This is a genomic window from Pseudomonas sp. C2B4, assembly GCF_013359695.1.
GTDB lineage: Bacteria > Pseudomonadota > Gammaproteobacteria > Pseudomonadales > Pseudomonadaceae > Aquipseudomonas.
Window position 1 is genome coordinate 33,970 of sequence record NZ_JABFMU010000028.1, and the last position, 22,765, is coordinate 56,734.

General features: G+C 59.2%; 20 protein-coding genes. 14 read left to right on the top strand and 6 right to left on the bottom strand.

The features are described from left to right. Positions 1 to 62 precede the first annotated feature (62 nt). From lolA to HNQ83_RS18085, 3 genes are all read right to left on the bottom strand, one after another. On the bottom strand, positions 63 to 686 hold the full coding sequence (lolA, locus tag HNQ83_RS18075; protein WP_150768471.1) for an outer membrane lipoprotein chaperone LolA: 624 nt from the start codon (positions 684 to 686) through the stop codon (positions 63 to 65). 67 nt (positions 687 to 753) lie between these two features. Beyond that, the gene (locus HNQ83_RS18080) at positions 754 to 3,162 is read right to left on the bottom strand and encodes a DNA translocase FtsK (RefSeq protein WP_175390196.1); all 2,409 of its coding nucleotides are present in this window, start codon (positions 3,160 to 3,162) and stop codon (positions 754 to 756) included. Then, a complete protein-coding gene (locus HNQ83_RS18085; RefSeq protein WP_175390197.1) occupies positions 3,137 to 3,379 on the bottom strand; it encodes a hypothetical protein in 243 nt (80 codons plus the stop codon). Before HNQ83_RS18085 ends, HNQ83_RS18080 begins: the two co-directional genes overlap by 26 nt. 99 nt (positions 3,380 to 3,478) lie before the next feature. Between HNQ83_RS18085 and trxB the strand changes: the two genes are divergently transcribed. The 4 genes from trxB (at position 3,479) to infA (ending at position 6,289) form a co-directional block, all read left to right on the top strand. Then, the gene (trxB, locus tag HNQ83_RS18090; protein ID WP_175390198.1) at positions 3,479 to 4,438 is read left to right on the top strand and encodes a thioredoxin-disulfide reductase; all 960 of its coding nucleotides are present in this window, start codon (positions 3,479 to 3,481) and stop codon (positions 4,436 to 4,438) included. Positions 4,439 to 4,501: 63 nt separating this feature from the next. Then, entirely contained in the window at positions 4,502 to 5,182 is a 681-nt protein-coding gene (gene aat, locus HNQ83_RS18095; protein WP_175390199.1) for a leucyl/phenylalanyl-tRNA--protein transferase, read from the top strand. A 69-nt stretch (positions 5,183 to 5,251) separates the two neighbouring features. Further along, a complete protein-coding gene (locus HNQ83_RS18100; RefSeq protein WP_175390200.1) occupies positions 5,252 to 5,959 on the top strand; it encodes an arginyltransferase in 708 nt (235 codons plus the stop codon). Positions 5,960 to 6,070: 111 nt separating this feature from the next. Next, positions 6,071 to 6,289 carry a translation initiation factor IF-1 gene (gene infA / locus HNQ83_RS18105; protein ID WP_002553999.1) on the top strand — a complete coding sequence of 73 codons (219 nt, stop codon included), beginning with the start codon at positions 6,071 to 6,073 and terminating at the stop codon, positions 6,287 to 6,289. Positions 6,290 to 6,558: 269 nt separating this feature from the next. On the opposite strand, the gene clpA is transcribed toward infA, so the two are convergent. Both clpA and clpS read right to left on the bottom strand, forming a co-directional pair. Next, a complete protein-coding gene (clpA, locus tag HNQ83_RS18110) occupies positions 6,559 to 8,829 on the bottom strand; it encodes an ATP-dependent Clp protease ATP-binding subunit ClpA (RefSeq protein WP_175390201.1) in 2,271 nt (756 codons plus the stop codon). 30 nt (positions 8,830 to 8,859) lie between these two features. Then, entirely contained in the window at positions 8,860 to 9,222 is a 363-nt protein-coding gene (clpS, locus tag HNQ83_RS18115) for an ATP-dependent Clp protease adapter ClpS (RefSeq protein ID WP_015094394.1), read from the bottom strand. 224 nt (positions 9,223 to 9,446) lie between these two features. Here clpS and cspD point away from each other — a divergent pair, with 224 nt between their 5' ends. Continuing rightward, positions 9,447 to 9,713, top strand: coding sequence for a cold shock domain-containing protein CspD (cspD, locus tag HNQ83_RS18120; protein WP_175390202.1), 267 nt, complete (start codon positions 9,447 to 9,449; stop codon positions 9,711 to 9,713). Between the two features lie 81 nt (positions 9,714 to 9,794). Here cspD and icd read toward each other — a convergent pair whose 3' ends face one another. Further along, a complete protein-coding gene (icd, locus tag HNQ83_RS18125) occupies positions 9,795 to 11,051 on the bottom strand; it encodes an NADP-dependent isocitrate dehydrogenase (protein WP_175390203.1) in 1,257 nt (418 codons plus the stop codon). Positions 11,052 to 11,568: 517 nt separating this feature from the next. Between icd and HNQ83_RS18130 the strand changes: the two genes are divergently transcribed. The 9 genes from HNQ83_RS18130 (at position 11,569) to aceA (ending at position 22,355) form a co-directional block, all read left to right on the top strand. Beyond that, complete coding sequence (locus tag HNQ83_RS18130) at positions 11,569 to 13,794, top strand: NADP-dependent isocitrate dehydrogenase (protein ID WP_175390204.1); 2,226 nt, start codon at positions 11,569 to 11,571, stop codon at positions 13,792 to 13,794. Between the two features lie 216 nt (positions 13,795 to 14,010). Next, positions 14,011 to 14,457, top strand: coding sequence for an NUDIX hydrolase (locus HNQ83_RS18135; RefSeq protein ID WP_175390205.1), 447 nt, complete (start codon positions 14,011 to 14,013; stop codon positions 14,455 to 14,457). Between the two features lie 59 nt (positions 14,458 to 14,516). Then, a complete protein-coding gene (gene mnmA, locus HNQ83_RS18140; protein ID WP_175390206.1) occupies positions 14,517 to 15,650 on the top strand; it encodes a tRNA 2-thiouridine(34) synthase MnmA in 1,134 nt (377 codons plus the stop codon). Continuing rightward, a complete protein-coding gene (gene hflD, locus HNQ83_RS18145) occupies positions 15,647 to 16,267 on the top strand; it encodes a high frequency lysogenization protein HflD (protein WP_175390207.1) in 621 nt (206 codons plus the stop codon). Before mnmA ends, hflD begins: the two co-directional genes overlap by 4 nt. Positions 16,268 to 16,394: 127 nt before the next feature. Beyond that, the gene (gene purB / locus HNQ83_RS18150; RefSeq protein WP_175390208.1) at positions 16,395 to 17,765 is read left to right on the top strand and encodes an adenylosuccinate lyase; all 1,371 of its coding nucleotides are present in this window, start codon (positions 16,395 to 16,397) and stop codon (positions 17,763 to 17,765) included. A gap of 86 nt (positions 17,766 to 17,851) precedes the next feature. Then, positions 17,852 to 19,021 carry a cupin domain-containing protein gene (locus HNQ83_RS18155; RefSeq protein ID WP_175390209.1) on the top strand — a complete coding sequence of 390 codons (1,170 nt, stop codon included), beginning with the start codon at positions 17,852 to 17,854 and terminating at the stop codon, positions 19,019 to 19,021. Then, entirely contained in the window at positions 19,014 to 19,439 is a 426-nt protein-coding gene (locus HNQ83_RS18160) for a GNAT family N-acetyltransferase (RefSeq protein WP_175390210.1), read from the top strand. The genes HNQ83_RS18155 and HNQ83_RS18160 overlap by 8 nt, the downstream gene beginning before the upstream one ends. Before the next feature lie 354 nt (positions 19,440 to 19,793). Further along, complete coding sequence (locus HNQ83_RS18165) at positions 19,794 to 20,555, top strand: secretin N-terminal domain-containing protein (RefSeq protein ID WP_175390211.1); 762 nt, start codon at positions 19,794 to 19,796, stop codon at positions 20,553 to 20,555. A gap of 474 nt (positions 20,556 to 21,029) precedes the next feature. Then, entirely contained in the window at positions 21,030 to 22,355 is a 1,326-nt protein-coding gene (gene aceA / locus HNQ83_RS18170; RefSeq protein WP_175390212.1) for an isocitrate lyase, read from the top strand. The last annotated feature ends 410 nt before the right edge of the window (positions 22,356 to 22,765 follow it).

Below are 22,765 nucleotides of genomic sequence, written 5' to 3' on the forward strand. Positions count from 1 at the left end.
TCAGCCACATCATTGCTGAATGTACCGACGTCTTCGCGAGCAGGCTCGCTCCCACAGTGTTTTTATTCCTGGATCACATCGGCACCCTTGGGGATGTCGAACTTGAACTTGGACGCCGGGATCGGCTCGTTGGCCTTCACACCGGTGAACAGGATATTGGTGCGCTGGCCGACGCTGTCGATCAGCTGCATATCATTGACCAGGCCATTGCGGAACGACAGGCGCAGGCTGTCGAACAGGGTGTCCTTGGTTTTCGGCTTAAGGGTGAAATCGATCACGCCGCCAGCTTCCTTGGCACTGATATCGAAGCTCTGACTGATCTTGGACACGTCACCGGACAACAGCAGCGCTGGCGTCTGGGTCAGGCGTTGATCGAGGTTCTTGATGGTGACCTGCTCCAGGTCAGGGTCCCACAGCGAGACTTTCTTGCCATCGGAAACCATCAGCTGTTCTTGCGGCGCATCGGTGTGCCAGTAGAACAGGCCAGGACGTTGCAGCGACATCTGACCGGCGGTTTCCTGCAATTGAGTGCCAGTGCCATCGAGGGTCAACTGGGAAAAACGTGCGCTCAGGGTCTGGGATTTTTCCAGGAGTTGAGTCAGGCGCGCCACGTCCTTGTCGTCGGCATGGGCCGAGAGCGTGGTCAAAGCCAGTACCGGCAGCAACAGCATGCGGATCAGACGCATGGGAGTCCTCTTAACATTCATGGGAGTGCGGGTGGCGCCCCGAGGACGCCGCCCGTTCAATTTCAGGTCAGTCGCGCACCGGGCCAGGGGCCAGCACTTCACGCGATCCGTTGGTGTTCATGGCCGTCACGACCCCGGCCATTTCCATGGCTTCGATCATGCGTGCGGCGCGGTTGTAGCCGATTTTCAGCTTGCGCTGAACCGCGGAAATCGATGCGCGACGGCTTTCCAGGACGAACTGCACCGCTTCGTCGTACAGCGCGTCGGTTTCGGGATCGTCACCGTCGCCGCCACCGCTGCTGCCTTCAAAGCCACTGCCGGCCTCCTCGACACCGTTGAGAATGTCGTCGTTATACTCCGGCGCGCCGCGCAGTTTCCAGGCTTCCACCACCCGGTGAACCTCATCGTCGGACACGAAGGCACCGTGGACGCGAATCGGCAGGCTGGTGCCCGGCGGCATGTACAGCATGTCACCGTGGCCCAACAGTTGTTCGGCGCCACCCTGGTCGATGATGGTGCGCGAGTCGATCTTGCTCGATACCTGGAACGCCATACGGGTCGGGATGTTGGCCTTGATCAGACCGGTGATCACGTCCACCGACGGCCGCTGGGTCGCGAGGATCAAGTGGATACCGGCCGCCCGGGCCTTCTGGGCGATACGGGCGATCAGTTCTTCAACCTTCTTGCCGACAATCATCATCATGTCGGCGAATTCGTCGACGACCACGACAATGGTCGGAAGCTTTTGCAACAGCGGCGCTTCGTCGTGGATGCTTTCACGCTTGTACAGCGGATCGCTCAACGGCTCGCCAGCGTCCTGGGCCTCCTTGACCTTGGCGTTGAAGCCCGACAGGTTTCGCACGCCCATCTTCGCCATCAGCTTGTAGCGCCGCTCCATTTCGGCAACGCTCCAGCGCAAGGCATTGGCCGCGTCCTTCATGTCGGTGACCACCGGGCACAGCAGGTGCGGAATGCCTTCGTAGATCGACAGTTCCAGCATTTTCGGGTCGATCATGATCAGCTTGGCGTCATCCGGGCCGGACTTGAACAGGATCGACAGGATCATTGCGTTCACACCCACCGACTTACCGGAACCGGTGGTACCGGCCACCAGCAGGTGGGGCATTTTCGCCAGGTCGGTGATGACCGGCTTGCCGCCGATGTCGTGACCCAGGGCCAGGGTGACCGGCGACTTGAAGTTGTCGTACTCGGGGGTCGACAGCACCTCGGAGAAACGCACGATCTGCCGGTCTTCGTTGGGAATCTCGATACCGACCGTGGTCTTGCCCGGAATCACTTCCACGACCCGCACACTGGTCACGGCCAGGGAACGCGCCAGGTCCTTGGCAAGGTTGGCGATACGGCTGACCTTGACCCCGGCTGCCGGCTGGATTTCGTAACGGGTAATCACGGGACCCGGATGGATCGAATCCACAGTGACTTCGACACCGAACTCCTTGAGCTTGATTTCCAGCAGATGACCGACTGCCGCCAGGGATTCCGGGGAGTAATTGAGTTGTTTCTTTTCTGCCGGATCGAGAATCGAGATCGGTGGCAAGGTGCCTTCCACCGCGCTGTCAACGAACAGCGGCGCCTGCTTCTCTTTTTCCACGCGCTTGCTTGGCGCTGCCGGCTTGACCGGCGCCGGAGCAATGACCGGCGGCACCTGCTTCTCGCGCTCGGACATGTGCTTGCTCAGGGCCTGCTCACGCTCGATCAGGCGTTCCTTGACCTTGGCCTGCTCACGCTTGTCAGTGACGGTTGGCGCGACCACGTCGTGCACCCGATCATCGACTTCACGCAATTGCGCGACCAGCTGCTTGCGCTCGGTACGGGCGGCCCACCAGCGATTGGCCGCGCCCTGGAACAGTTCGAACAGGTCGAGGGTGATCTTGCCGGTGACGTCCATCACCTTGAACCAAGACAGGTCGGTGAACACCGTCAGGCCGAACAGGAACAGTGCGATGAACAGCAGTGTGCTGCCTTGAATGTTCAGCGCGTTTTTCGCCAGATCGCCCAGGCTTTCGCCCAGCGCGCCGCCAGCGCCGGCCGGCAGACCGGTCGCGGCATGGAAATGGATATGCGCCAGCGCAGCGCCGGACAGCACCAGGAACACCAGGCCGATCAGGCGCCAGGAGAACAGCCAGCCGCTCCACTGCCACGGCTCGTGGCGTTGGCGGAAGATCTGATATGCCTTGATCGCCAGCAATAAGGGGAAGATATACGCGAAGTAGCCCAGCACCATGAACAGGATATCAGCGCTGTAGGAGCCTGCCGGCCCGCCGAAATTCTGCACGTCATCGATTTTGCTGTTGTGGCTCCAGCCCGGATCGTCCTTGCCGTAGGTCAGCAAGGCCATCATCAGGAACAGGCACAACGCGCCGATGGCGATCAATGCACCTTCCTTGAGCCGGTAGTGCAATTGCTGGCGCCAGAGCGGAACGACAGTTTTAGGTGCTTCGGTGGATTTCTTCAAAACGCTTCTTTTCCTGCGCCATGGGCGCGTCCATCTGTTGAATGACTATAAAACTGCCAAAAACTGCCCAATCCAGGCAGGTAAAAAAGTTAACAAGCGTAACCGGGTCTACTTTTAACACTGTGCCCCGGTTTTTATAAACACGAGCCGCACCCTTTACTTTGTTACAAACACTGTTACAACCGGGCATTGTACGGGTTTGTACGTCCGATGCCATGCTTGCGGCACTTGGATGTAGCATAGTCAAAAGCACATCACATGCGACTCAATTTGAGCATGCATTCTCTTTTGTGACAAAGGCTTATGAGGTGTTTTTATGAGCGAAGCGCAGCATCACCGCCTGATCATCCTGGGTTCCGGCCCTGCCGGTTACAGCGCAGCCGTGTATGCCGCCCGCGCCAACCTCAAACCCGTCGTCATCACTGGCATACAGGCAGGTGGCCAGCTCACCACCACTGTCGAAGTCGATAACTGGCCAGGGGACGTTGAGGGTCTCACCGGCCCGGTCCTCATGGAGCGCATGCAAAAACACGCTGAGCGCTTTGCTACACAGATTGTTTACGACCACATCCATACAGCCAAGTTGCAGCAACGCCCGTTCGAATTGACGGGCGATAGCGGCACTTATACGTGCGACGCACTGATCATCGCCACCGGTGCCTCGGCCCAATATCTGGGACTGCCGTCGGAAGAGACATTTGCCGGCAAAGGAGTTTCAGCCTGCGCGACCTGCGATGGTTTCTTCTATCGCAATCAGGTAGTCGCTGTGGTCGGCGGCGGTAATACCGCGGTTGAAGAAGCGCTGTACCTGTCGAATATCGCCAAAGAAGTTCATCTGATCCACCGTCGCGACAAGCTGCGCTCGGAGAAAATCCTTCAGGACAAGCTCTTCGAAAAAGCCGCCAATGGCAATATCCGGCTGCACTGGAACCAGAACCTGGATGAAGTGCTGGGCGATGCCAGCGGCGTGACCGGTGCGCGACTGCGCGACAGCCATACCGGCGCAACCAGGGAACTGGCGGTGGCCGGCGTGTTCATCGCCATCGGCCACAAACCCAATACCGACCTGTTCATTGGCCAACTGGAAATGCGCGATGGTTACCTGCTGATCAAGGGCGGCAGCGAGGGCAATGCCACCGCAACCGCCATCGACGGCGTATTTGCCGCCGGCGACGTGGCTGACCACGTTTATCGCCAAGCGGTGACCTCCGCCGGAGCCGGCTGCATGGCAGCCCTGGATGCGGAAAAATACCTCGACGACATTCCCGCCGTTTAACGGCACACTGGGTGGCGGGCCTTGCGCCCGCTACCGCCCTCCCCTTCTGCAAGCCCGGACGCCATGCTGACTTGGTTACAACGCAACTCCCTGACTTTCCCGCCGCTGGAAAAAGCCATGCGCGACCCCAACGGCCTGCTGGCCGCTGGCGGCGACCTGTCTGCCGATCGCTTGATACAGGCCTACCGCCACGGCTGCTTCCCCTGGTTCTCGGAAGGCCAGCCGATTCTGTGGTGGTCGCCGGACCCGCGCACCGTACTGTTTCCCGACGAACTGCACGTTTCCCGAAGCCTGAACAAGTTGTTGCGCCAACAACGCTATCAAGTGACCTTCGACCAGGATTTTGCCGCCGTCATCCGCGCCTGCGCCGCTCCACGGGAATACGCCGACGGCACCTGGATCACCGAAGCCATGCAGGACGCCTACCTGGAACTGCACCGTCGCGGGTTCGCGCATTCGGTGGAAGTCTGGGACCAGGGCACGCTCGTCGGCGGGCTGTATGGCCTGGCCATGGGCCGGTTGTTTTTCGGTGAGTCCATGTTCAGCCGCGCCGACAATGCCTCCAAATATGGCTTTGCCATGTTGGTGCGACATCTGAAAGACTCGGGCTTTGTGCTGATCGACTGCCAGATGCCCACCGACCACCTGCACAGCCTGGGCGCCCGGTCGATTCCCCGCAGTGCGTTTGCCGGCTACCTTGCGCAGTATCTGGATCAACCCAGCCGCGCAACCTGGGTTTGCTGAGCGTCTTTTGCTCGCGTGGCTTACACTTAGAGACGCCCCCTAATCAAAAGCTTATTCCGAGGGTTGATCATGACCGAGTTGGCGCGCTTGAAGTTTTATGCCACTCAGCCCCACTCTTGCAGCTATCTGCCTGAGGAGCAGGCGACAACCCTGTTCCTAGACCCTAGCCAGCCCATGGATGTGCATGTCTATGCAGACCTGTCGGAAATGGGTTTTCGTCGCAGTGGCGACCACTTGTATCGGCCCCACTGCCAGAACTGCAATGCCTGCGTCCCGGCGCGCATCCCTGTTGTGCAATTCACGCCCAATCGTCAGCAGAAACGCATTTTCAAACGCAACGCCGACTTGCAGGTTCGCCCGGCGAAGCCAGGATTCAGCGAAGAGTATTTCGACCTTTACCAGCGTTATATCGAACAGCGGCATGCCGATGGCGACATGTACCCACCCAGTCGCGATCAGTTTTCGACCTTCCTGGTGCGCGACCTGCCGTTTTCACGGTTCTACGAATTCCGCCTCGACGGTCGGTTGCTGGCGATTGCGGTGACCGATCTTCTGCCGAACGGTCTATCGGCGGTCTACACCTTCTACGAACCCGAGGAAGAACGCCGCAGCCTGGGGCGTTACGCCATTCTCTGGCAAATCGCCGAGGCCCGCCGGCTGGGGCTGGACGCGGTCTACCTGGGCTACTGGATCAAAAACTGCAAAAAAATGAGCTACAAGACCCAATATCGCCCCATTGAACTGCTGGTCAACCAGCGCTGGGTCGTTCTGAACTAGCTCACACCCTAAACCCCTTGGCTTGAACCCCACTTTTCGGGCACAATGCACGCCGCTTTTGCCTGGCGCAGTTGCACCGGGCCATTCACTGGACACCGAGGGCTTTACTGCATGTCGAAAGAAGACAGCTTCGAAATGGAAGGCACTGTCGTCGACACCCTGCCCAACACCATGTTTCGCGTGGAGTTGGAAAATGGGCACGTCGTAACCGCGCATATCTCCGGCAAGATGCGCAAGAACTACATTCGTATTCTTACCGGCGACAAAGTGCGCGTCGAGCTGACGCCCTATGACTTGAGCAAAGGGCGCATCACTTACCGCGCTCGCTAAGGCTGGAGCGAGCTTGCTCGCGAAAAACCTGAGAGCACCGCGTCAAGTCAGACTCCCCGCATCATCGTTGACGAGCATCGAGAGCAAGCTCGCTCCCACAGAGACAGGGCCCGCTCGCTAAGCAAGTCAATACAAGACGCCCGGCATTTGCCGGGCGTTTTTGTTTGCCTGCAATAATCTCAGAAAGAAACAGATCCTCTGTGGGAGCGCATAACTGGCACACAGCAAAAAGGCGCCCGAAGGCGCCTTTTTGCTTTGTTGCGATAACGTCAGGCCATTTCGGCCGTGGTCTCGAACTCGAAGGTCAGCTCGCCGTCCTTGATGTCGATGTGTACCACACCGCCATGTTCGGCCAGTTCGCCAAAGAGAATTTCCTCCGCCAGTGGACGCTTGATCTTGTCCTGGATCAGGCGAGCCATGGGTCGAGCGCCCATCGTCGCGTCGTAACCACCGGCCGCCAGCCAGCTGCGAGCCGCATCGGTGACTTCCAGCAGTACACGCTTGTCTTCCAGCTGCGCCTGAAGCTCGATAAGGAACTTGTCCACCACGCTCTTGATAACCTCATGACTGAGGCGACCAAACTGGATGATGGTGTCCAGACGGTTGCGGAATTCAGGCGTGAAGCTCTTCTTGATCACTTCCATCGCATCGGAAGAGTGATCCTGCAGAGTGAAGCCGATCGACGCACGCGCTGCGGTTTCGGCACCGGCGTTGGTCGTCATGATGACGATCACGTTACGAAAGTCCGCCTTGCGCCCGTTGTTATCGGTCAGCGTACCGTGGTCCATGACCTGCAGCAGCAGGTTGAAGACTTCCGGATGCGCCTTCTCGATCTCATCGAGCAACAGCACGCAATGGGGTTGCTTGGTGATGGCTTCGGTCAACAGACCACCCTGATCGAACCCTACATAGCCCGGAGGCGCACCGATCAGACGCGATACGGTGTGGCGCTCCATGTACTCGGACATGTCGAATCGAATCAGCTCGACACCCAACGCCTTGGCCAGTTGACGCGCCGCCTCGGTTTTACCGACACCGGTAGGCCCGGCAAACAGGAAGGAACCGACAGGTTTGTCAGGCGACTTGAGGCCCGCACGGGACAGCTTGATCGCGGTCGCCAGGGAGTCGATCGCGGCATCCTGCCCGAAGACCGTCAGCTTCAGGTCACGCTCAAGGTTACGCAGCAGCTCTTTGTCGGAGCTGGTGACGTGTTTTGGTGGAATCCGCGCAATTTTCGCAACGATGTCCTCGACCTGAGGTACCTCGATGCGTTTTACGCGCTTCTCGATCGGCTGCAGACGCTGGAAGGCACCCGCCTCGTCGATGACGTCGATGGCCTTGTCCGGCATGTGCCGGTCATTGATGTAGCGCGAGGCCAGTTCGGCAGCGGCACGCAGGGCTTCATCGCTGTATTCGATGTTGTGATGAGTCTCGAAACGCCCCTTCAAGCCACGCAGGATACCGATGGTGTCCTCCACCGAAGGCTCCGACACATCGACCTTCTGGAAACGCCGCGCCAGGGCACGATCCTTCTCGAAAATCCCGCGGAATTCCTGGAAGGTGGTCGAGCCAATGCAACGGATGTCACCGGACGACAGCAGCGGTTTGAGCAGGTTCGAGGCGTCCATGACGCCACCGGACGCAGCACCCGCACCAATGATGGTGTGGATTTCGTCGATGAAAAGAATCGCCTGCGGACGTTTTTTCAGTTCATTGAGCAGCGCCTTGAAGCGCTTCTCGAAATCACCGCGGTATTTGGTGCCTGCAAGCAGTGCCCCCAGATCGAGGGAATAGACGACACTGTTGGCCAGCAGGTCCGGTACCTGATTGTCGACAATGCGCTTGGCCAGGCCTTCGGCAATCGCGGTTTTACCCACGCCCGCCTCGCCCACCAGCAGCGGATTGTTTTTGCGACGACGCGCCAGGATCTGCGCGACACGCTCGACTTCCAGCTCGCGGCCTACCAATGGATCGATACGACCCTGGCGCGCAAGTTCGTTGAGGTTACTGGCATATGCATCCAGAGGATTGCCTGAAGAAGAAGACTCACCGCCCTCGTCGTCCTGCATATCTTGCTCACCCTCGGAGTGGTCACCGTGCCCCGGCACCTTGGAAATACCGTGGGCGATGTAGTTGACGACATCGATACGGGCAACGCTCTGCTGTTTCAGCAGGAACACCGCCTGACTCTCTTGCTCACTGAAGATCGCGACCAGCACGTTGGCGCCAGTCACTTCGCGTTTGCCCGAGCTCTGTACGTGAAACACAGCACGCTGCAGGACACGCTGGAAGCCCAGGGTTGGCTGGGTTTCACGATCCTCGTCATGCACGGGGATCAATGGCGTGGTGGAGTCGATGAACTCCTGCAGGTCATGCTTGAGTTTGTCGAGGTTTGCACCGCACGCACGCAAAACGGTGGCGGCAGCCTCATTGTCCAATAGGGCCAGCAGGAGATGTTCTACGGTCATGAATTCATGACGCTTCGAACGAGCCTCCTTGAAGGCAAGATTGAGGGTGACTTCGAGCTCGCGGTTTAACATAGCTTCACCTCATACCCAAGTGTCCGGCGATTAACCGTCCTTCTCGATTTCACAGAGTAGCGGATGCTGGCTTTCCCTGGCGTACTGGTTGACCTGCATGGCCTTGGTCTCGGCGATGTCGCGGGTAAACACTCCACATACTGCCCGTCCTTCTGTATGGACGGCCAGCATGACCTTGGTCGCCAGCTCGCGATTCAGGTTAAAAAACACCTCGAGCACTTCGACGACGAAATCCATCGGTGTGTAGTCATCATTGAACAAAACCACCTTGTACATCGGCGGCGCCTGTAAAGCAGGCTTAGCCTCCTGAACAGCAATGCCTGCGGAATCGTCGTCGTGTAAATCAGGGCGATCCTGATTGAATGTTAGTCGAATCTGGCTGATTGCATGCATGGAAAGAAAGGTTCGTCAGTTGTGCAAATACAGTGGTGGGGGCGTCTATTAACGATTTCAACTCCGAGCGCCGGGTCACCTTGACTATCGGCAAAACGGTGTTACAACCAATAGAGCCCACAGTGGGTAAAAAAGGTCCGCGGAGTCAACTTTTTTCGAAGAAGTGACTGCGGATGAACTGGATGATACTCCAGTGATGGAGTCTGTTGCAGAGGGAGTTGGGTATGTCAGGCGTCAAGGTCAGTGGCAAGGTGAAATGGTTCAACAACGCCAAGGGTTACGGTTTCATCAATGAGGACGGCAAGACAGAAGACTTGTTTGCTCACTACTCGGCCATCCAAATGGATGGTTATAAAACCCTGAAGGCCGGCCAGGCTGTCGAATTCGAAATAATCCAGGGTCCCAAAGGCCTGCAGGCCGTCAACATCAGCGCTCCTGTAGATGCTTCGAAAGTCTCGACACCTGCCACGCAACAGACCGTGACGGTTTAAACAACCACCGTCATCCAGTCATAAAAAAACCGCCCGACTCAATCACTTGAATCGGGCGGTTTTTGTACGCCTGTCGCTTGCTTACATGTGCTTGATCAATTCATCACCGAAGCCGGAAGACGAAACCAGCTTGGCGCCTTCCATCAGGCGCTCGAAGTCATAGGTCACGGTCTTGGCCTTGATCGCACCATTGGTGCCCTTGATGATCAGGTCCGCCGCCTCGGTCCAGCCCAGATGGCGCAACATCATCTCCGCAGAGAGGATCACCGAGCCCGGGTTGACCTGGTCCTTGCCGGCATACTTCGGCGCGGTGCCATGGGTGGCTTCGAACATGGCGACGGTGTCGGACAGGTTGGCGCCCGGCGCGATACCGATACCGCCCACTTCCGCCGCCAGCGCATCGGAGAGGTAGTCACCGTTGAGGTTCAGCGTGGCGATCACATCGTATTCGGCCGGACGCAGCAGGATCTGCTGGAGCATGGCGTCGGCGATGGCATCCTTGACGATGACTTCGCGACCGGTTTTCGGGTTCTTGAACTTCATCCATGGACCGCCATCGAGCAGTTCGGCGCCGAATTCTTCCTTCGCCACCTCATAGCCCCAGTCCTTGAAGGCACCTTCGGTGAACTTCATGATGTTGCCCTTGTGCACGATGGTCAGCGACTTGCGGTCGTTGTCCACCACGTATTGCAGGGCCTTGCGCACCAGACGCTTGGTGCCTTCCTTGGATACCGGCTTGATGCCGATGCCGCAGTCCTGGTCGAAACGGATCTTGGTGACGCCCATTTCTTCTTTCAGGAACTTGATGACTTTAGTGGCTTCCGGCGAGCCGGCCTTCCACTCGATACCGGCATAGATGTCTTCGGAGTTCTCGCGGAAGATCACCATGTCGACGTCGCCAGGCTTTTTAACCGGGCTCGGCACGCCTTCGAACCACACCACCGGACGCAGGCACACATAAAGGTCAAGCTGCTGGCGCAGTGCCACGTTGAGCGAGCGGATACCGCCACCGACCGGCGTGGTCAGCGGACCCTTGATGGAAACGACGTAATCTTTCACGGCATCCAGTGTTTCCTGGGGCAGCCAGGTGTCCTGGTCGTAGACCTGGGTGGCTTTCTCGCCGGCATAGACTTCCATCCAGGAAATCTTGCGCTTACCCCCGTAGGCTTTTTCCACGGCAGCATCAACCACTTTGATCATCACGGGGCTGACGTCGACGCCAATGCCGTCGCCTTCAATGAATGGAATGATCGGATTATTAGGAACATTGAGAGAATGGTCGGCGTTGACGGTGATTTTTTCGCCGACGGCTGGAACCTGAATCTTCTTGTAACCCATGCTGAACTCCATTGATTGGATTGAACATCTGGCTTGGTTCGAGCGTAACCCAGTTGAATCGGCGCGCAAACCCTATGTTCCATCGATCTGCCGCAAAGCCGCATAACAGCTGAGCTACAAGCCTGAAAGCAAAGGGAAAAGTGCCAAACTCAAGCACGACGAACGACCCTGCACCGCCGACATCTTTGCACGCGTCCCTGCGACCTTTAGACCAATGGACGAGAATCGATTCACATGAACCATCGGCAGATTGCCAGCTACCTATGTATAATGCCGCCCGCTGACCACAGGGTCACGACGGCCGACCTCTCCTTGCTACTCAAATGTAGCCGAGACTTTCCGCCCATAGCCGGACTGTTACCGCAGCCCGACTGCTTGACGCTCTACTGATGCACCCAACATCACCGCGAAGAAATCTCGACATTCGGTTCATGGATGACTTTGAACGAACGCGCTTACCCGGCGCCCCTCGAGTTTCTGCGCACGCTTTAGCAAAGAAGAGAGAGTTAATCCGAATATGCCCACCCGCTCGAAGATCATCTATACCTTCACCGACGAAGCCCCAGCCCTCGCCACCTATTCACTGTTGCCTATCGTAGAGGCCTTCACCGCCTCGGCTGATATCGCCGTTGAAACCCGCGATATCTCTCTTGCAGGGCGCATCCTGGCCAGCTTCCCCGAGCAACTGGGCGACAAAGCCGTAGCCGACCACCTCGCCGAACTGGGCGACCTGGCCGTTACGCCTGAAGCCAACATCATCAAGCTGCCGAACATCAGCGCCTCGGTTCCGCAGCTGCAAGCCGCGATCAAAGAACTGCAAGCCCAGGGCTACGCCCTGCCGGACTACCCGGAAACCGTCACCTGCGACGCCGACAAAGAAGCCAAGTCCCGTTACGACAAGGTCAAGGGCAGCGCCGTGAACCCGGTCCTGCGTGAAGGCAACTCCGACCGTCGCGCTCCGCTGTCGGTCAAGAACTACGCGCGCAAGCACCCGCACAAAATGGGCGCCTGGGCTGCGGACTCCAAGTCCCACGTTGCGCACATGAGCACCGGCGATTTCTACGGCAGCGAAAAAGCCGCCCTGATCGACGCCGCTGACGCCGTGAAGATCGAGCTGGTCGCACAAGACGGCACCACCACCGTCCTGAAAGAAAAAACCAGCGTTCAGGCTGGCGAGATCCTCGACTGCGCCGTGATGAGCAAAAACGCCCTGCGCGCGTTCATTGCCGCTGAAATCGAAAGCGCCAAGCAACAAGGCGTGCTGCTGTCGGTTCACCTCAAGGCCACCATGATGAAGGTCTCCGACCCGATCATGTTCGGCCAGATCGTTGCCGAGTTCTATAAAGACGCACTGGCCAAGCACGCTGACGTGCTGGCACAGATCGGCTTCAACCTGAACAACGGCATCGGCGACCTGTACGCTCGCATCAAGGCTCTGCCGGCCGAGCAACAAGCTGCCATCGAAGCTGACATCCAGGCGGTCTACGCCGTTCGTCCGTCGCTGGCGATGGTCAACTCCGACAAAGGCATCACCAACCTGCACGTGCCGAGCGACGTTATCGTCGACGCCTCGATGCCAGCCATGATCCGTGACTCCGGCAAAATGTGGGGCACCGACGGCCAGCTGCACGACACCAAGGCCGTGATCCCGGATCGTTGCTACGCCACCATCTACCAGGCAGTGATTGAAGACTGCAAGGCAAACGGCGCCTTCGACCCAACCACGATGGGCAGCGTGCCAAACGTTGGCCTGATGGCCAAAAAAGCCGAAGAGTACGGTTCCCACGACAAGACCTTCCAGATCAAGGCCAACGGCGTGGTCCGCGTGACCGACAGCAAAGGCACCCTGCTGATGGAACAGGCTGTTGAAGCCGGCGACATCTTCCGCATGTGCCAGACCAAAGACGCGCCGATCCAGGACTGGGTCAAACTGGCCGTCAACCGCGCCCGCGCCAGCAGCACGCCTGCGATCTTCTGGCTGGACCCGATGCGCGCCCACGACGGCGTGGTGATCGAGAAAGTTCAGGCTTACCTGAAGGATCACGACACTGCCGGCCTGGACATCCAGATCATGGCTCCGGTCGATGCGATGAAGTTCACCCTGCAGCGCACCCGCGAAGGCAAGGACACCATCTCGGTGACCGGTAACGTACTGCGCGACTACCTGACCGACCTGTTCCCGATCATGGAACTGGGCACCAGCGCCAAGATGCTGTCGATCGTACCGCTGATGAACGGCGGTGGCCTGTTCGAAACCGGCGCCGGCGGTTCGGCTCCGAAGCACGTTCAGCAACTGCTGGAAGAGAACTTCCTGCGCTGGGATTCCCTGGGCGAGTTCCTGGCCCTGGCCGCGTCCCTTGAGCATCTGGGTGTGAACTACAACAACCCGAAAGCTCTGGTACTGTCCAAGACCCTGGACCAGGCCACCGGCCTGTTCCTGGACAACAACAAGTCGCCATCGCGCAAAGTCGGCAACATCGACAACCGCGGCAGCCACTTCTACCTGGCGCTGTACTGGGCTCAAGCCTTGGCGGCCCAGACCGAAGACACTGCACTGCAAGCGCAGTTCGCGACCCTGGCCAAGACCCTGACCGAGAACGAAGCAACCATCGTTGCCGAACTCAACGCCGTTCAGGGCAAGCCAGTGGACATCGGCGGTTACTACCACGCCAATGCCGAACTGATCAGCAAGGCCATGCGCCCGAGCGCCACGCTCAACGCGGCGATTGCTGCGCTGGTGTAAGGTTGTTGTGATGCAAAGAAACCCCGGCCCCGTGCCGGGGTTTCTGTTTATGCACATCTGCCGAAACCGGCCCTTGTGGGAGCGAGCCTGCTCGCGAATGCGGTTTATCATTCGACATCAATGCTGGCTGACCCACCGCTTTCGCGAGCAGGCTCGCTCCCACAGGGGCCGGTTTCCATATTGAAAACTTTGCACCCCTGAACTTGAGGAAACCCCATGGACTGGCAACCCCACATCACCGTCGCCACCATCGTCGAAGACAATGGCCGCTTCCTGATGGTCGAAGAACTCAAGCACGGACGCGCGGTACTCAATCAGCCCGCCGGGCATCTGGACCCGGATGAAACCCTGATCGAAGCCGCCGTGCGCGAAACCCTCGAGGAAACCGGCTGGGACGTAGAAGCGACCGGCGTACTGGGCATTTACCTCTACACCGCCCCGAGCAACGGCGTCACTTACCAACGGGTCTGCTTCATCGCCAAACCGCTGAAACACCACCCCGACTATCAGCTGGATGACGGCATCGTCGGCGCCAAGTGGCTGACCCGTGACGAATTGCTGCATCAGCGCGCAAACTGGCGCAGTGAGCTGATCATCCGCTGCATCGATGATTATCTGGACGGCAAGCACTTCGGCCTCGAATTGATCCGTCCTTCTCTTTAGCCTTGCGGGCCCGAGCCTGTTAGAATCGCGTCCTTTTTCAAGACACTCATTGAATCCCTATGCGTGATCCAGCCCCTTCTGACACACAAAAGAAGCGCGTCATTGTCGGCATGTCCGGCGGCGTGGACTCTTCCGTTTCCGCCCTCCTGCTGATCGAGCAGGGTTATGAGGTGGAAGGCCTGTTCATGAAGAACTGGGAAGAAGACGATGGAACGGAATACTGCACCGCCATGGATGACCTGGCGGACGCCCAGGCCGTGTGCGACAAAATTGGCATCAAGCTGCACACCGCCAACTTCGCCGCCGAGTACTGGGACAACGTGTTCGAGCACTTCCTGGCCGAATACAAGGCCGGCCGCACGCCGAACCCGGACATCCTGTGCAACCGCGAGATCAAGTTCAAGGCGTTCCTCGACTACGCCATGATGCTCGGCGCCGACCTGATCGCCACCGGTCACTACGTGCGTCGTCGCGACATCGATGGCCGGACCGAGCTGCTCAAGGGCCTGGACCCGAACAAGGACCAGAGCTACTTCCTGCATGCCGTCGGCGGTGAACAGATCGCCAAGACCCTGTTCCCGGTTGGCGAACTGGAAAAACCCCAGGTGCGCGCAATTGCCGAGAAATACGAACTGGCGACCGCGAAGAAAAAGGATTCCACCGGGATCTGCTTCATCGGCGAACGCCGCTTCAGCGATTTCCTCAAGCAATACCTGCCCGCGCAGCCGGGCGAGATCAAGACCACCGAAGGCGAAGTCATCGGCCGTCACCACGGCTTGATGTATCACACCATCGGCCAGCGCCAGGGCCTCGGCATCGGCGGCCTGAAAGACGCTGGCGAAGAGCCATGGTACGTGCTGATCAAGGATCTGGAGCACAACGAGCTGATCGTCGGCCAGGGCAACGACCATCCGTGGCTGTTCTCCCGCGCCCTGCTCGCCTCCGACATCTATTGGGTCAACCCGATCGACCTGAGCCAGCCGCGCAAGCTGACCGCCAAAGTCCGCTACCGCCAGAGCGACCAGCCCTGCACCCTGGAAAAGACCGCCACCGGCTATCGCGCAACCTTCGATGACCCGCAACGCGCGGTCACTCCGGGCCAGTCCGTGGTTTTTTACGACGGCGAGATCTGCCTCGGTGGTGGCGTGATCGAAGTGGCCGAACCGTGGACAAGCAAAGGCCAGCAACAATGAGCCCGACCCAGGAGCAACTGACGGCGCTGGGAGGCGTGTTTCTCGCCGCCGTGCTGGTCGACAAGATCGCCAAGACCGGCCAGACCAACGAAGCCGGCCTGAGCTGCATGCTCGGCAGCCTGTTGATCCGCGACCCCAAGGACACCCTGGAAGTGTACGGCGGCGACGACATCAACCTGCGCGAAGGTTATCGCGCCCTGATCGGCGCCCTCGAACGCGACCCGAGCGCCCTGCAGCGCGAGCCGCTGCGCTATGCGCTGGCCATGCTGGGCCTTGAGCGCCAACTGGCCAAACGCGGGGACATGCTGGACGTGATTGGCAAACGCCTGCCGCAGATCCAGTCCCAGGTCGAACACTTCGGCCCCGCGCACGAAAACGTGATCGCCGCGTGTGGCGCGCTGTACCAGGACACCCTGAGCACCCTGCGCCAGCGCATCCAGGTCCACGGCGACATGCGCAACCTGCAGCAACCGAGCAACGCCTCGAAAATCCGCGCCCTGTTGCTGGCGGGCATTCGTTCGGCACGCCTGTGGCGGCAGTTGGGCGGTCATCGCTGGCAACTGGTGGTCAGCCGACGCAAATTACTCAAAGAGCTTTACCCGCTGATGCGCAGCTGATGCGCCTCTGCAACACCGTTTTGTAGTCTGTAACGCGTAATACGCTGGTCAGTTGGCAACGGACCCGCGGATTTTTTCATGTATGATACGCGCCCCATTTCGTTGCCCGACTGTCCGAGAACACCCCATGCAGCTCTCTTCGCTCACTGCGGTTTCCCCTGTTGACGGCCGCTACGCCGGCAAAACCCAGGCCCTGCGCCCAATTTTCAGCGAGTACGGCCTGATCCGTGCCCGCGTCCTGGTTGAAGTGCGCTGGCTCCAGCGCCTGGCCGCTCACCCTGCCATCAGCGAAGTGCCGGCGTTCTCCGCCGAAGCCAACGCCGTATTGAACACCCTGGCGGAAAACTTCTCTCTGGAGCACGCCGAGCGCGTCAAAGAGATCGAGCGCACCACCAACCACGACGTAAAAGCCATCGAATACCTGCTCAAAGAGCAGGCGGCCAAGCTGCCGGAACTGGCCAAGGTCAGCGAATTCATCCACTTTGCCTGCACCAGCGAGGACATCAACAACCTGTCCCACGCCCTGATGCTGCGTGAAGGCCGTGATGACGTGATGCTGCCGCTGATGCGCCAGACCGCCGAAGCCATCCGCGAACTGGCCATCCGCTTCGCCGACGTGCCTATGCTGTCGCGCACCCACGGTCAACCGGCTTCGCCGACCACCCTGGGCAAAGAGTTGGCGAACGTGGTTTACCGCCTGGAGCGCCAGATCGCTCAGGTCGCCGCCGTTCCACTGCTGGGCAAGATCAACGGCGCCGTCGGCAACTACAACGCACACCTGTCGGCCTACCCCGAGATCGACTGGGAAGCCAACGCCCGCGCCTTCATCGAAGACGAGCTGGGCCTGGGCTTCAACCCGTACACCACGCAGATCGAACCGCACGACTACATTGCCGAGCTGTTCGACGCGATCGCACGCTTCAACACCATCCTGATCGACTTCGACCGCGACATCTGGGGCTACATCTCCCTGGGCTATTTCAAACAGCGCACCATCGCTGGCGAAATCGGTTCGTCGACCATGCCGCACAAGGTCAACCCGATCGACTTCGAAAACTCCGAAGGCAACCTGGGCATCGCCAACGCACTGTTCCAGCACCTGGCGAGCAAGTTGCCGATTTCCCGCTGGCAGCGCGACCTGACCGACTCCACCGTACTGCGCAACCTCGGCGTCGGCTTCGCCCACAGCGTGATCGCGTACGAAGCGAGCCTCAAAGGCATCAGCAAGCTTGAGCTCAACGCCGAGAAAATCGCCGCTGATCTGGATGCATGCTGGGAAGTCCTGGCCGAGCCGATCCAGACCGTGATGCGCCGCTACAACATCGAGAACCCGTACGAGAAACTGAAGGAACTGACGCGCGGCAAGGGCATCAGCCCTGAGGCGCTGCAAACTTTCATCGACGGCCTGGACATGCCCGCCGCCGCCAAGGCCGAGCTGAAACTGCTCACCCCGGCGAACTACATCGGCAACGCTGTAGCGCAAGCCAAACGCATCTGATCGACCGCTAGACCCTTTTAAGACGCCCGGCCGCGCCGGGCGTTTTTATTCCCGTATGAAAAGTGCATTTTTTCAATAGGTTACACATGAATCCTGACATCCCTCTTCAACTTCTGGGCGGCATCACGGCACGGGAATTCCTGCGCGACTACTGGCAGAAAAAACCGCTGCTGATCCGCCAGGCGATTCCTGATTTCGAAAGCCCGATCGACGCCGACGAACTGGCTGGCCTGGCGCTGGAAGAAGAAGTCGAATCGCGCCTGATCATCGAGAACGGCGAGCGTCCGTGGGAATTGCGTCGCGGCCCGTTTGCCGAGGACGAGTTCAGCAAACTGCCGGAGCGCGAGTGGACCCTGCTGGTGCAAGCCGTTGACCAATTCGTACCGGAAGTCAGCGAATTGCTGGAGCACTTCCGCTTCCTGCCGAGCTGGCGCATCGACGACGTGATGATCAGCTTTGCTGCCCCGGGCGGCAGCGTGGGTCCGCACTTCGACAACTACGACGTGTTCCTGCTGCAAGGCCATGGCAAGCGCAACTGGAAAATCGGCCAGATGTGCGACTCCGAGAGCCCGCTGTTGCAACACGCGGACCTGCGCATCCTCGCCGACTTCGAAACGACCGATGAATGGGTGCTGGAACCAGGCGACATGCTGTACCTGCCACCGCGTCTGGCCCACTGCGGCGTCGCGGTCGACGACTGCCTGACCTACTCCGTGGGATTCCGCGCACCGAGCGCCGCTGAAGTACTGACTCACTTCACCGACTTCCTCAGCCAGTTCCTGCCGGACGAAGAGCGCTATACCGACGCCGACGCCCTGCCAGCCGCCGACCCGCACCAGATTCAACACGACGCCCTCGATCGCCTGAAAAGCCTGCTGGCCGAGCACATGAGCGACGAGCGCCTGCTGCTGACCTGGTTCGGCCAGTTCATGACCGAGCCGCGCTATCCGGAACTGGTGGTCGGCCCTGAAGACCTCGCCGAAGACGACGTTCTCGGCGCACTGGAGCAAGGCGCGGTGCTGATCCGCAACCCGAGCGCACGTCTGGCCTGGTCGGAAGTCGATGACGACCTGCTGCTGTTCGCCAGCGGCCAGAGCCGTTACCTGCCGGGCAAACTGCGCGAGCTGCTGAAAATGATCTGCGCCGCCGACGCCCTGCACAGCGATAACCTCGGCGAATGGCTGAGCGATGAAGACGGTCGCGGCCTGCTGTGCGAACTGGTCAAGCAAGGAAGCCTGGGGTTTGCCGATGAATAAGATTCACGTACGTGTCGCAGACTGGCAAAAGGACAACGCCGAGATCCGGCGCATTCGTGAAGCGGTGTTCGTCGCCGAGCAGTCCGTTCCACCCGAACTGGAATGGGATGCCGACGACCTGACTGCCGTGCATTTCCTTGCCCTCGAAGGCGATTTTCCGATTGGTACCGCACGCCTGCTGCCTGACGGTCATGTCGGCCGGGTGTCGGTACTCAAGGACTGGCGCGGTCTGAAGGTCGGCGATGCACTGATGCAGGCGGTGATCGGCGAAGCCGAGAAACGCGGCCTGAAGCAGCAGATGCTCAGCGCCCAGGTACAGGCCACGGCGTTCTATGAGCGCCTGGGCTTTCGCATGGTCAGCGAGGAATTCCTGGAAGCAGGGATTCCGCATGTGGACATGGTGCGCGAGTCGGCTTGAGACCCGGTTGATGCCTTCGCGAGCAGGCTCGCTCCCACATTGGAGTGATAGCGCCGCAGAAATTTGAGGCAGCTCACAAATCTACTGTGGGAGCGAGCCCGCTCGTGAAGGGACCCTGAAGGACACCCAAAACGCCCCGTCATTTTCCAATGCCGGGGCGTTTTGCTGTCTAGGATTCAACTTGCCCCACCCCAGGCCGACAAACTGGCACTATCAACACACCTGTAGGAGCGAGCCTGCTCGCGATGGTCGTCAACGATAACGCTGGAAGCCTGACACCCCGCTGCGCGCTCACGACCATCGCGAGCAAGCTCGCTCCTACAGATCAAGAATTCGAAGGCGGAGATAACGGATATGTCCTTACGCACCCTGCTCACCACACTCTTGGTGACCTGCAGTTTTTCGGTCATGGCAGCCACCGAAATCGTGCCACTGAACTACCACACCAGCGCCGATATGTTGCCAGTGGCGCAGGATTTCATTGGCAAGGAAGGCCAGGTCAGCGCCTATGGCAATCAGCTCATCGTCAACGCCGATCAGCGCAAGATCGACGAACTTAAAGCGCTTTTGGGCCAACTCGATACCGCCCCCAAACGCCTGCTGATCACCGTCGACACCAACGAAAACAACGTCCAGGGCGATCAGGGTTACTCGGTCAATGGCGCCAAGCCAAGCCAGACCCGAGTCATCAACCGCAGCACCGATAGCCGTGACGGCGGCATCCAGCAAATTCAGGCCACCGATGGCATGCCGGCACTGATCCAGGTCGGCCAGAGCGTACCCCTGACCAGCACCCAGACCGACTCCTATGGCGACCTGCGCAGCCAGACCGAATACCGCAATGTCACCCAGGGGTTTTACGTCACCGCGAGCGTCACCGGAGAGATCGTTCACCTGTCGATCAGTACCAACCGTGACCGCATGAGTCAGGAACGTCCCGATGTAGTGAACGTGCAAAGCACCGACACAACCGTCACCGGCCGCCTGGGCGAATGGATCCTGCTGGCCGGGGTGAATGGCCAGACACAGGCCGACAAACAAGGCCTGGCCCGCAGCTACTCGACCCAAAGCCGGAACGACATGACCCTGCGAGTGAAAGTCGACGCCTTGGACTGAGCCACCTAATCCTGACTGACAAGTCGCATTAGACCAAAGATGTAGTGGTTGAAAAAAAGCACTACAAAACGTTTGACGAGTCAAAAAAGCAAAGGCATGATGGCCTCGCTCCCGCTAATCAGAGGCCCTGGCAAGGGCCTTCGAGGCGATGTTCGCACCTACCCCGCGAACCGCTTCGTGTCTGTACCGCCCACAAGGTGTGTTTGACGAGGTTGTCGACTGGAACGAAGTTGTCCCGAGGGACGGAAGCGTAATTAGGTAACCCGGCACCACACTGATGTTCGTACCAAGGCCCACGACGCCCGAATGCGCCCGCAGTCCGCCTTTACCTGCTCACTTCCCCTCGAGCCCATCGTTCATCCCGTCGCCTTCCCCGCCAAATTCGACTTGACCACTCAAGCTTCTGGTCAGCGAGCGCAGGAATTTTCCACCGCAGAACAACTTTTCATACAAGACGCGACGAGGTTTATCTCCATGGCACTGACACGCGAACAGCAAATTGCAGCCCTCGAAAAAGACTGGGCTGAAAACCCGCGCTGGAAAGGCGTGACACGCACTTACTCCGCTGCTGACGTCGTCCGTCTGCGTGGCTCGGTTCAACCTGAGCACACCTTTGCAAAAATGGGCGCCGAGAAGCTGTGGAACCTGGTCACCCAGGGTGCCAAGCCAGCCTTCCGTCCTGAGAAAGATTTCGTCAACTGCATGGGCGCCCTGACTGGCGGCCAGGCTGTGCAACAAGTCAAGGCCGGTATCCAGGCGATCTACCTGTCGGGCTGGCAAGTGGCTGCGGACAACAACTCCGCCGAATCGATGTACCCGGACCAGTCGCTGTACCCGGTTGACTCGGTTCCAACCGTGGTCAAGCGCATCAACAACTCGTTCCGTCGCGCCGACCAGATCCAGTGGAAAGCCGGCAAGAACCCGGGCGACGAAGGCTACATCGACTACTTCGCTCCGATCGTGGCTGACGCAGAAGCCGGTTTCGGCGGCGTTCTGAACGCCTACGAGCTGATGAAGAGCATGATCGAAGCAGGCGCCGCCGGCGTTCACTTCGAAGACCAACTGGCTTCCGTGAAGAAATGCGGCCACATGGGCGGCAAGGTACTGGTTCCTACCCAGGAAGCCGTGCAGAAGCTGACTGCTGCCCGCCTGGCGGCTGACGTTGCCGGCACTCCGACCATCATCCTGGCCCGTACCGATGCCAACGCAGCTGACCTGCTGACTTCGGACTGCGACCCGTACGACCAGCCATTCGTGACTGGCGAACGTACCCAGGAAGGCTTCTACAAAGTGCGCGCCGGTCTGGACCAGGCCATCGCTCGCGGCTTGGCCTACGCTCCGTACGCCGACCTGATCTGGTGCGAAACCGCCAAGCCGGACCTGGAAGAAGCTCGTCGCTTCGCCGAAGCGATCAAGAAGGAATACCCGGACCAACTGCTGTCGTACAACTGCTCGCCTTCCTTCAACTGGAAGAAAAACCTGGACGACGCGACCATCGCCAAGTTCCAGCGCGAACTGTCCGCCATGGGCTACAAGCACCAGTTCATCACCCTGGCCGGCATTCACAACATGTGGCACAGCATGTTCAACCTGGCGCACGACTACGCCCGCAACGACATGACTGCCTACGTGAAGCTGCAAGAGCAGGAATTCGCTGACGCCTCTAAGGGTTACACCTTCGTGGCTCACCAGCAGGAAGTGGGCACCGGCTACTTCGATGACATGACCACCGTGATCCAGGGTGGCTCGTCCTCGGTTACCGCGCTGACCGGTTCGACTGAAGAAGAACAGTTCCACTGATCTGCTTCACCTGAGTCAACGGCCGTTGCGGACCGTATAGAAAGCTAACCGCAACGCTGCAAATCTGACGCCCCGACTGGTTCGGGGCGTTTTTTTGCCCGGAATTTAACCAACACCACAAAACCCTGTGGGAGCGAGCCTGCTCGCGAATGCGATTTATCACTCACCGGTGATGGTGACTCATCCGACGCTTTCGCGAGCAGGCTCGCTCCCACAATGGCCAGTGGCGCCCGGAGGAAAAGTATTGATCCAGAGCGGTATCGACTTCAGGAAACTCGGTTAAAACGGGCACCAACGCTACTTGCAGTAACCCCCATATAAGACAACTTCCCAACTTCCCGCCGGATAAACAGTTTGAAACCCGAGCCAAACAATATTGATTATCATTTAGCTGAAACTATGTTCGTTAC

Bases quoted from the DNA above. Each gene is read 5' to 3' on its own strand.
- lolA (WP_150768471.1), bottom strand. From the start codon at position 686: ATGCGTCTGATCCGCATGCTGTTGCTGCCGGTACTGGCTTTGACCACG.
- clpA (WP_175390201.1), bottom strand. From the start codon at position 8,829: ATGTTAAACCGCGAGCTCGAAGTCACCCTCAATCTTGCCTTCAAGGAG.
- icd (WP_175390203.1), bottom strand. From the start codon at position 11,051: ATGGGTTACAAGAAGATTCAGGTTCCAGCCGTCGGCGAAAAAATCACC.
- HNQ83_RS18165 (WP_175390211.1), top strand. From the start codon at position 19,794: ATGTCCTTACGCACCCTGCTCACCACACTCTTGGTGACCTGCAGTTTT.
- HNQ83_RS18135 (WP_175390205.1), top strand. From the start codon at position 14,011: ATGGACTGGCAACCCCACATCACCGTCGCCACCATCGTCGAAGACAAT.
- infA (WP_002553999.1), top strand. From the start codon at position 6,071: ATGTCGAAAGAAGACAGCTTCGAAATGGAAGGCACTGTCGTCGACACC.
- hflD (WP_175390207.1), top strand. From the start codon at position 15,647: ATGAGCCCGACCCAGGAGCAACTGACGGCGCTGGGAGGCGTGTTTCTC.
- aat (WP_175390199.1), top strand. From the start codon at position 4,502: ATGCTGACTTGGTTACAACGCAACTCCCTGACTTTCCCGCCGCTGGAA.
- clpS (WP_015094394.1), bottom strand. From the start codon at position 9,222: ATGCATGCAATCAGCCAGATTCGACTAACATTCAATCAGGATCGCCCT.
- HNQ83_RS18160 (WP_175390210.1), top strand. From the start codon at position 19,014: ATGAATAAGATTCACGTACGTGTCGCAGACTGGCAAAAGGACAACGCC.
- mnmA (WP_175390206.1), top strand. From the start codon at position 14,517: ATGCGTGATCCAGCCCCTTCTGACACACAAAAGAAGCGCGTCATTGTC.
- cspD (WP_175390202.1), top strand. From the start codon at position 9,447: ATGTCAGGCGTCAAGGTCAGTGGCAAGGTGAAATGGTTCAACAACGCC.
- HNQ83_RS18130 (WP_175390204.1), top strand. From the start codon at position 11,569: ATGCCCACCCGCTCGAAGATCATCTATACCTTCACCGACGAAGCCCCA.
- HNQ83_RS18155 (WP_175390209.1), top strand. From the start codon at position 17,852: ATGAATCCTGACATCCCTCTTCAACTTCTGGGCGGCATCACGGCACGG.
- HNQ83_RS18100 (WP_175390200.1), top strand. From the start codon at position 5,252: ATGACCGAGTTGGCGCGCTTGAAGTTTTATGCCACTCAGCCCCACTCT.
- HNQ83_RS18085 (WP_175390197.1), bottom strand. From the start codon at position 3,379: ATGGCATCGGACGTACAAACCCGTACAATGCCCGGTTGTAACAGTGTT.
- purB (WP_175390208.1), top strand. From the start codon at position 16,395: ATGCAGCTCTCTTCGCTCACTGCGGTTTCCCCTGTTGACGGCCGCTAC.
- trxB (WP_175390198.1), top strand. From the start codon at position 3,479: ATGAGCGAAGCGCAGCATCACCGCCTGATCATCCTGGGTTCCGGCCCT.
- aceA (WP_175390212.1), top strand. From the start codon at position 21,030: ATGGCACTGACACGCGAACAGCAAATTGCAGCCCTCGAAAAAGACTGG.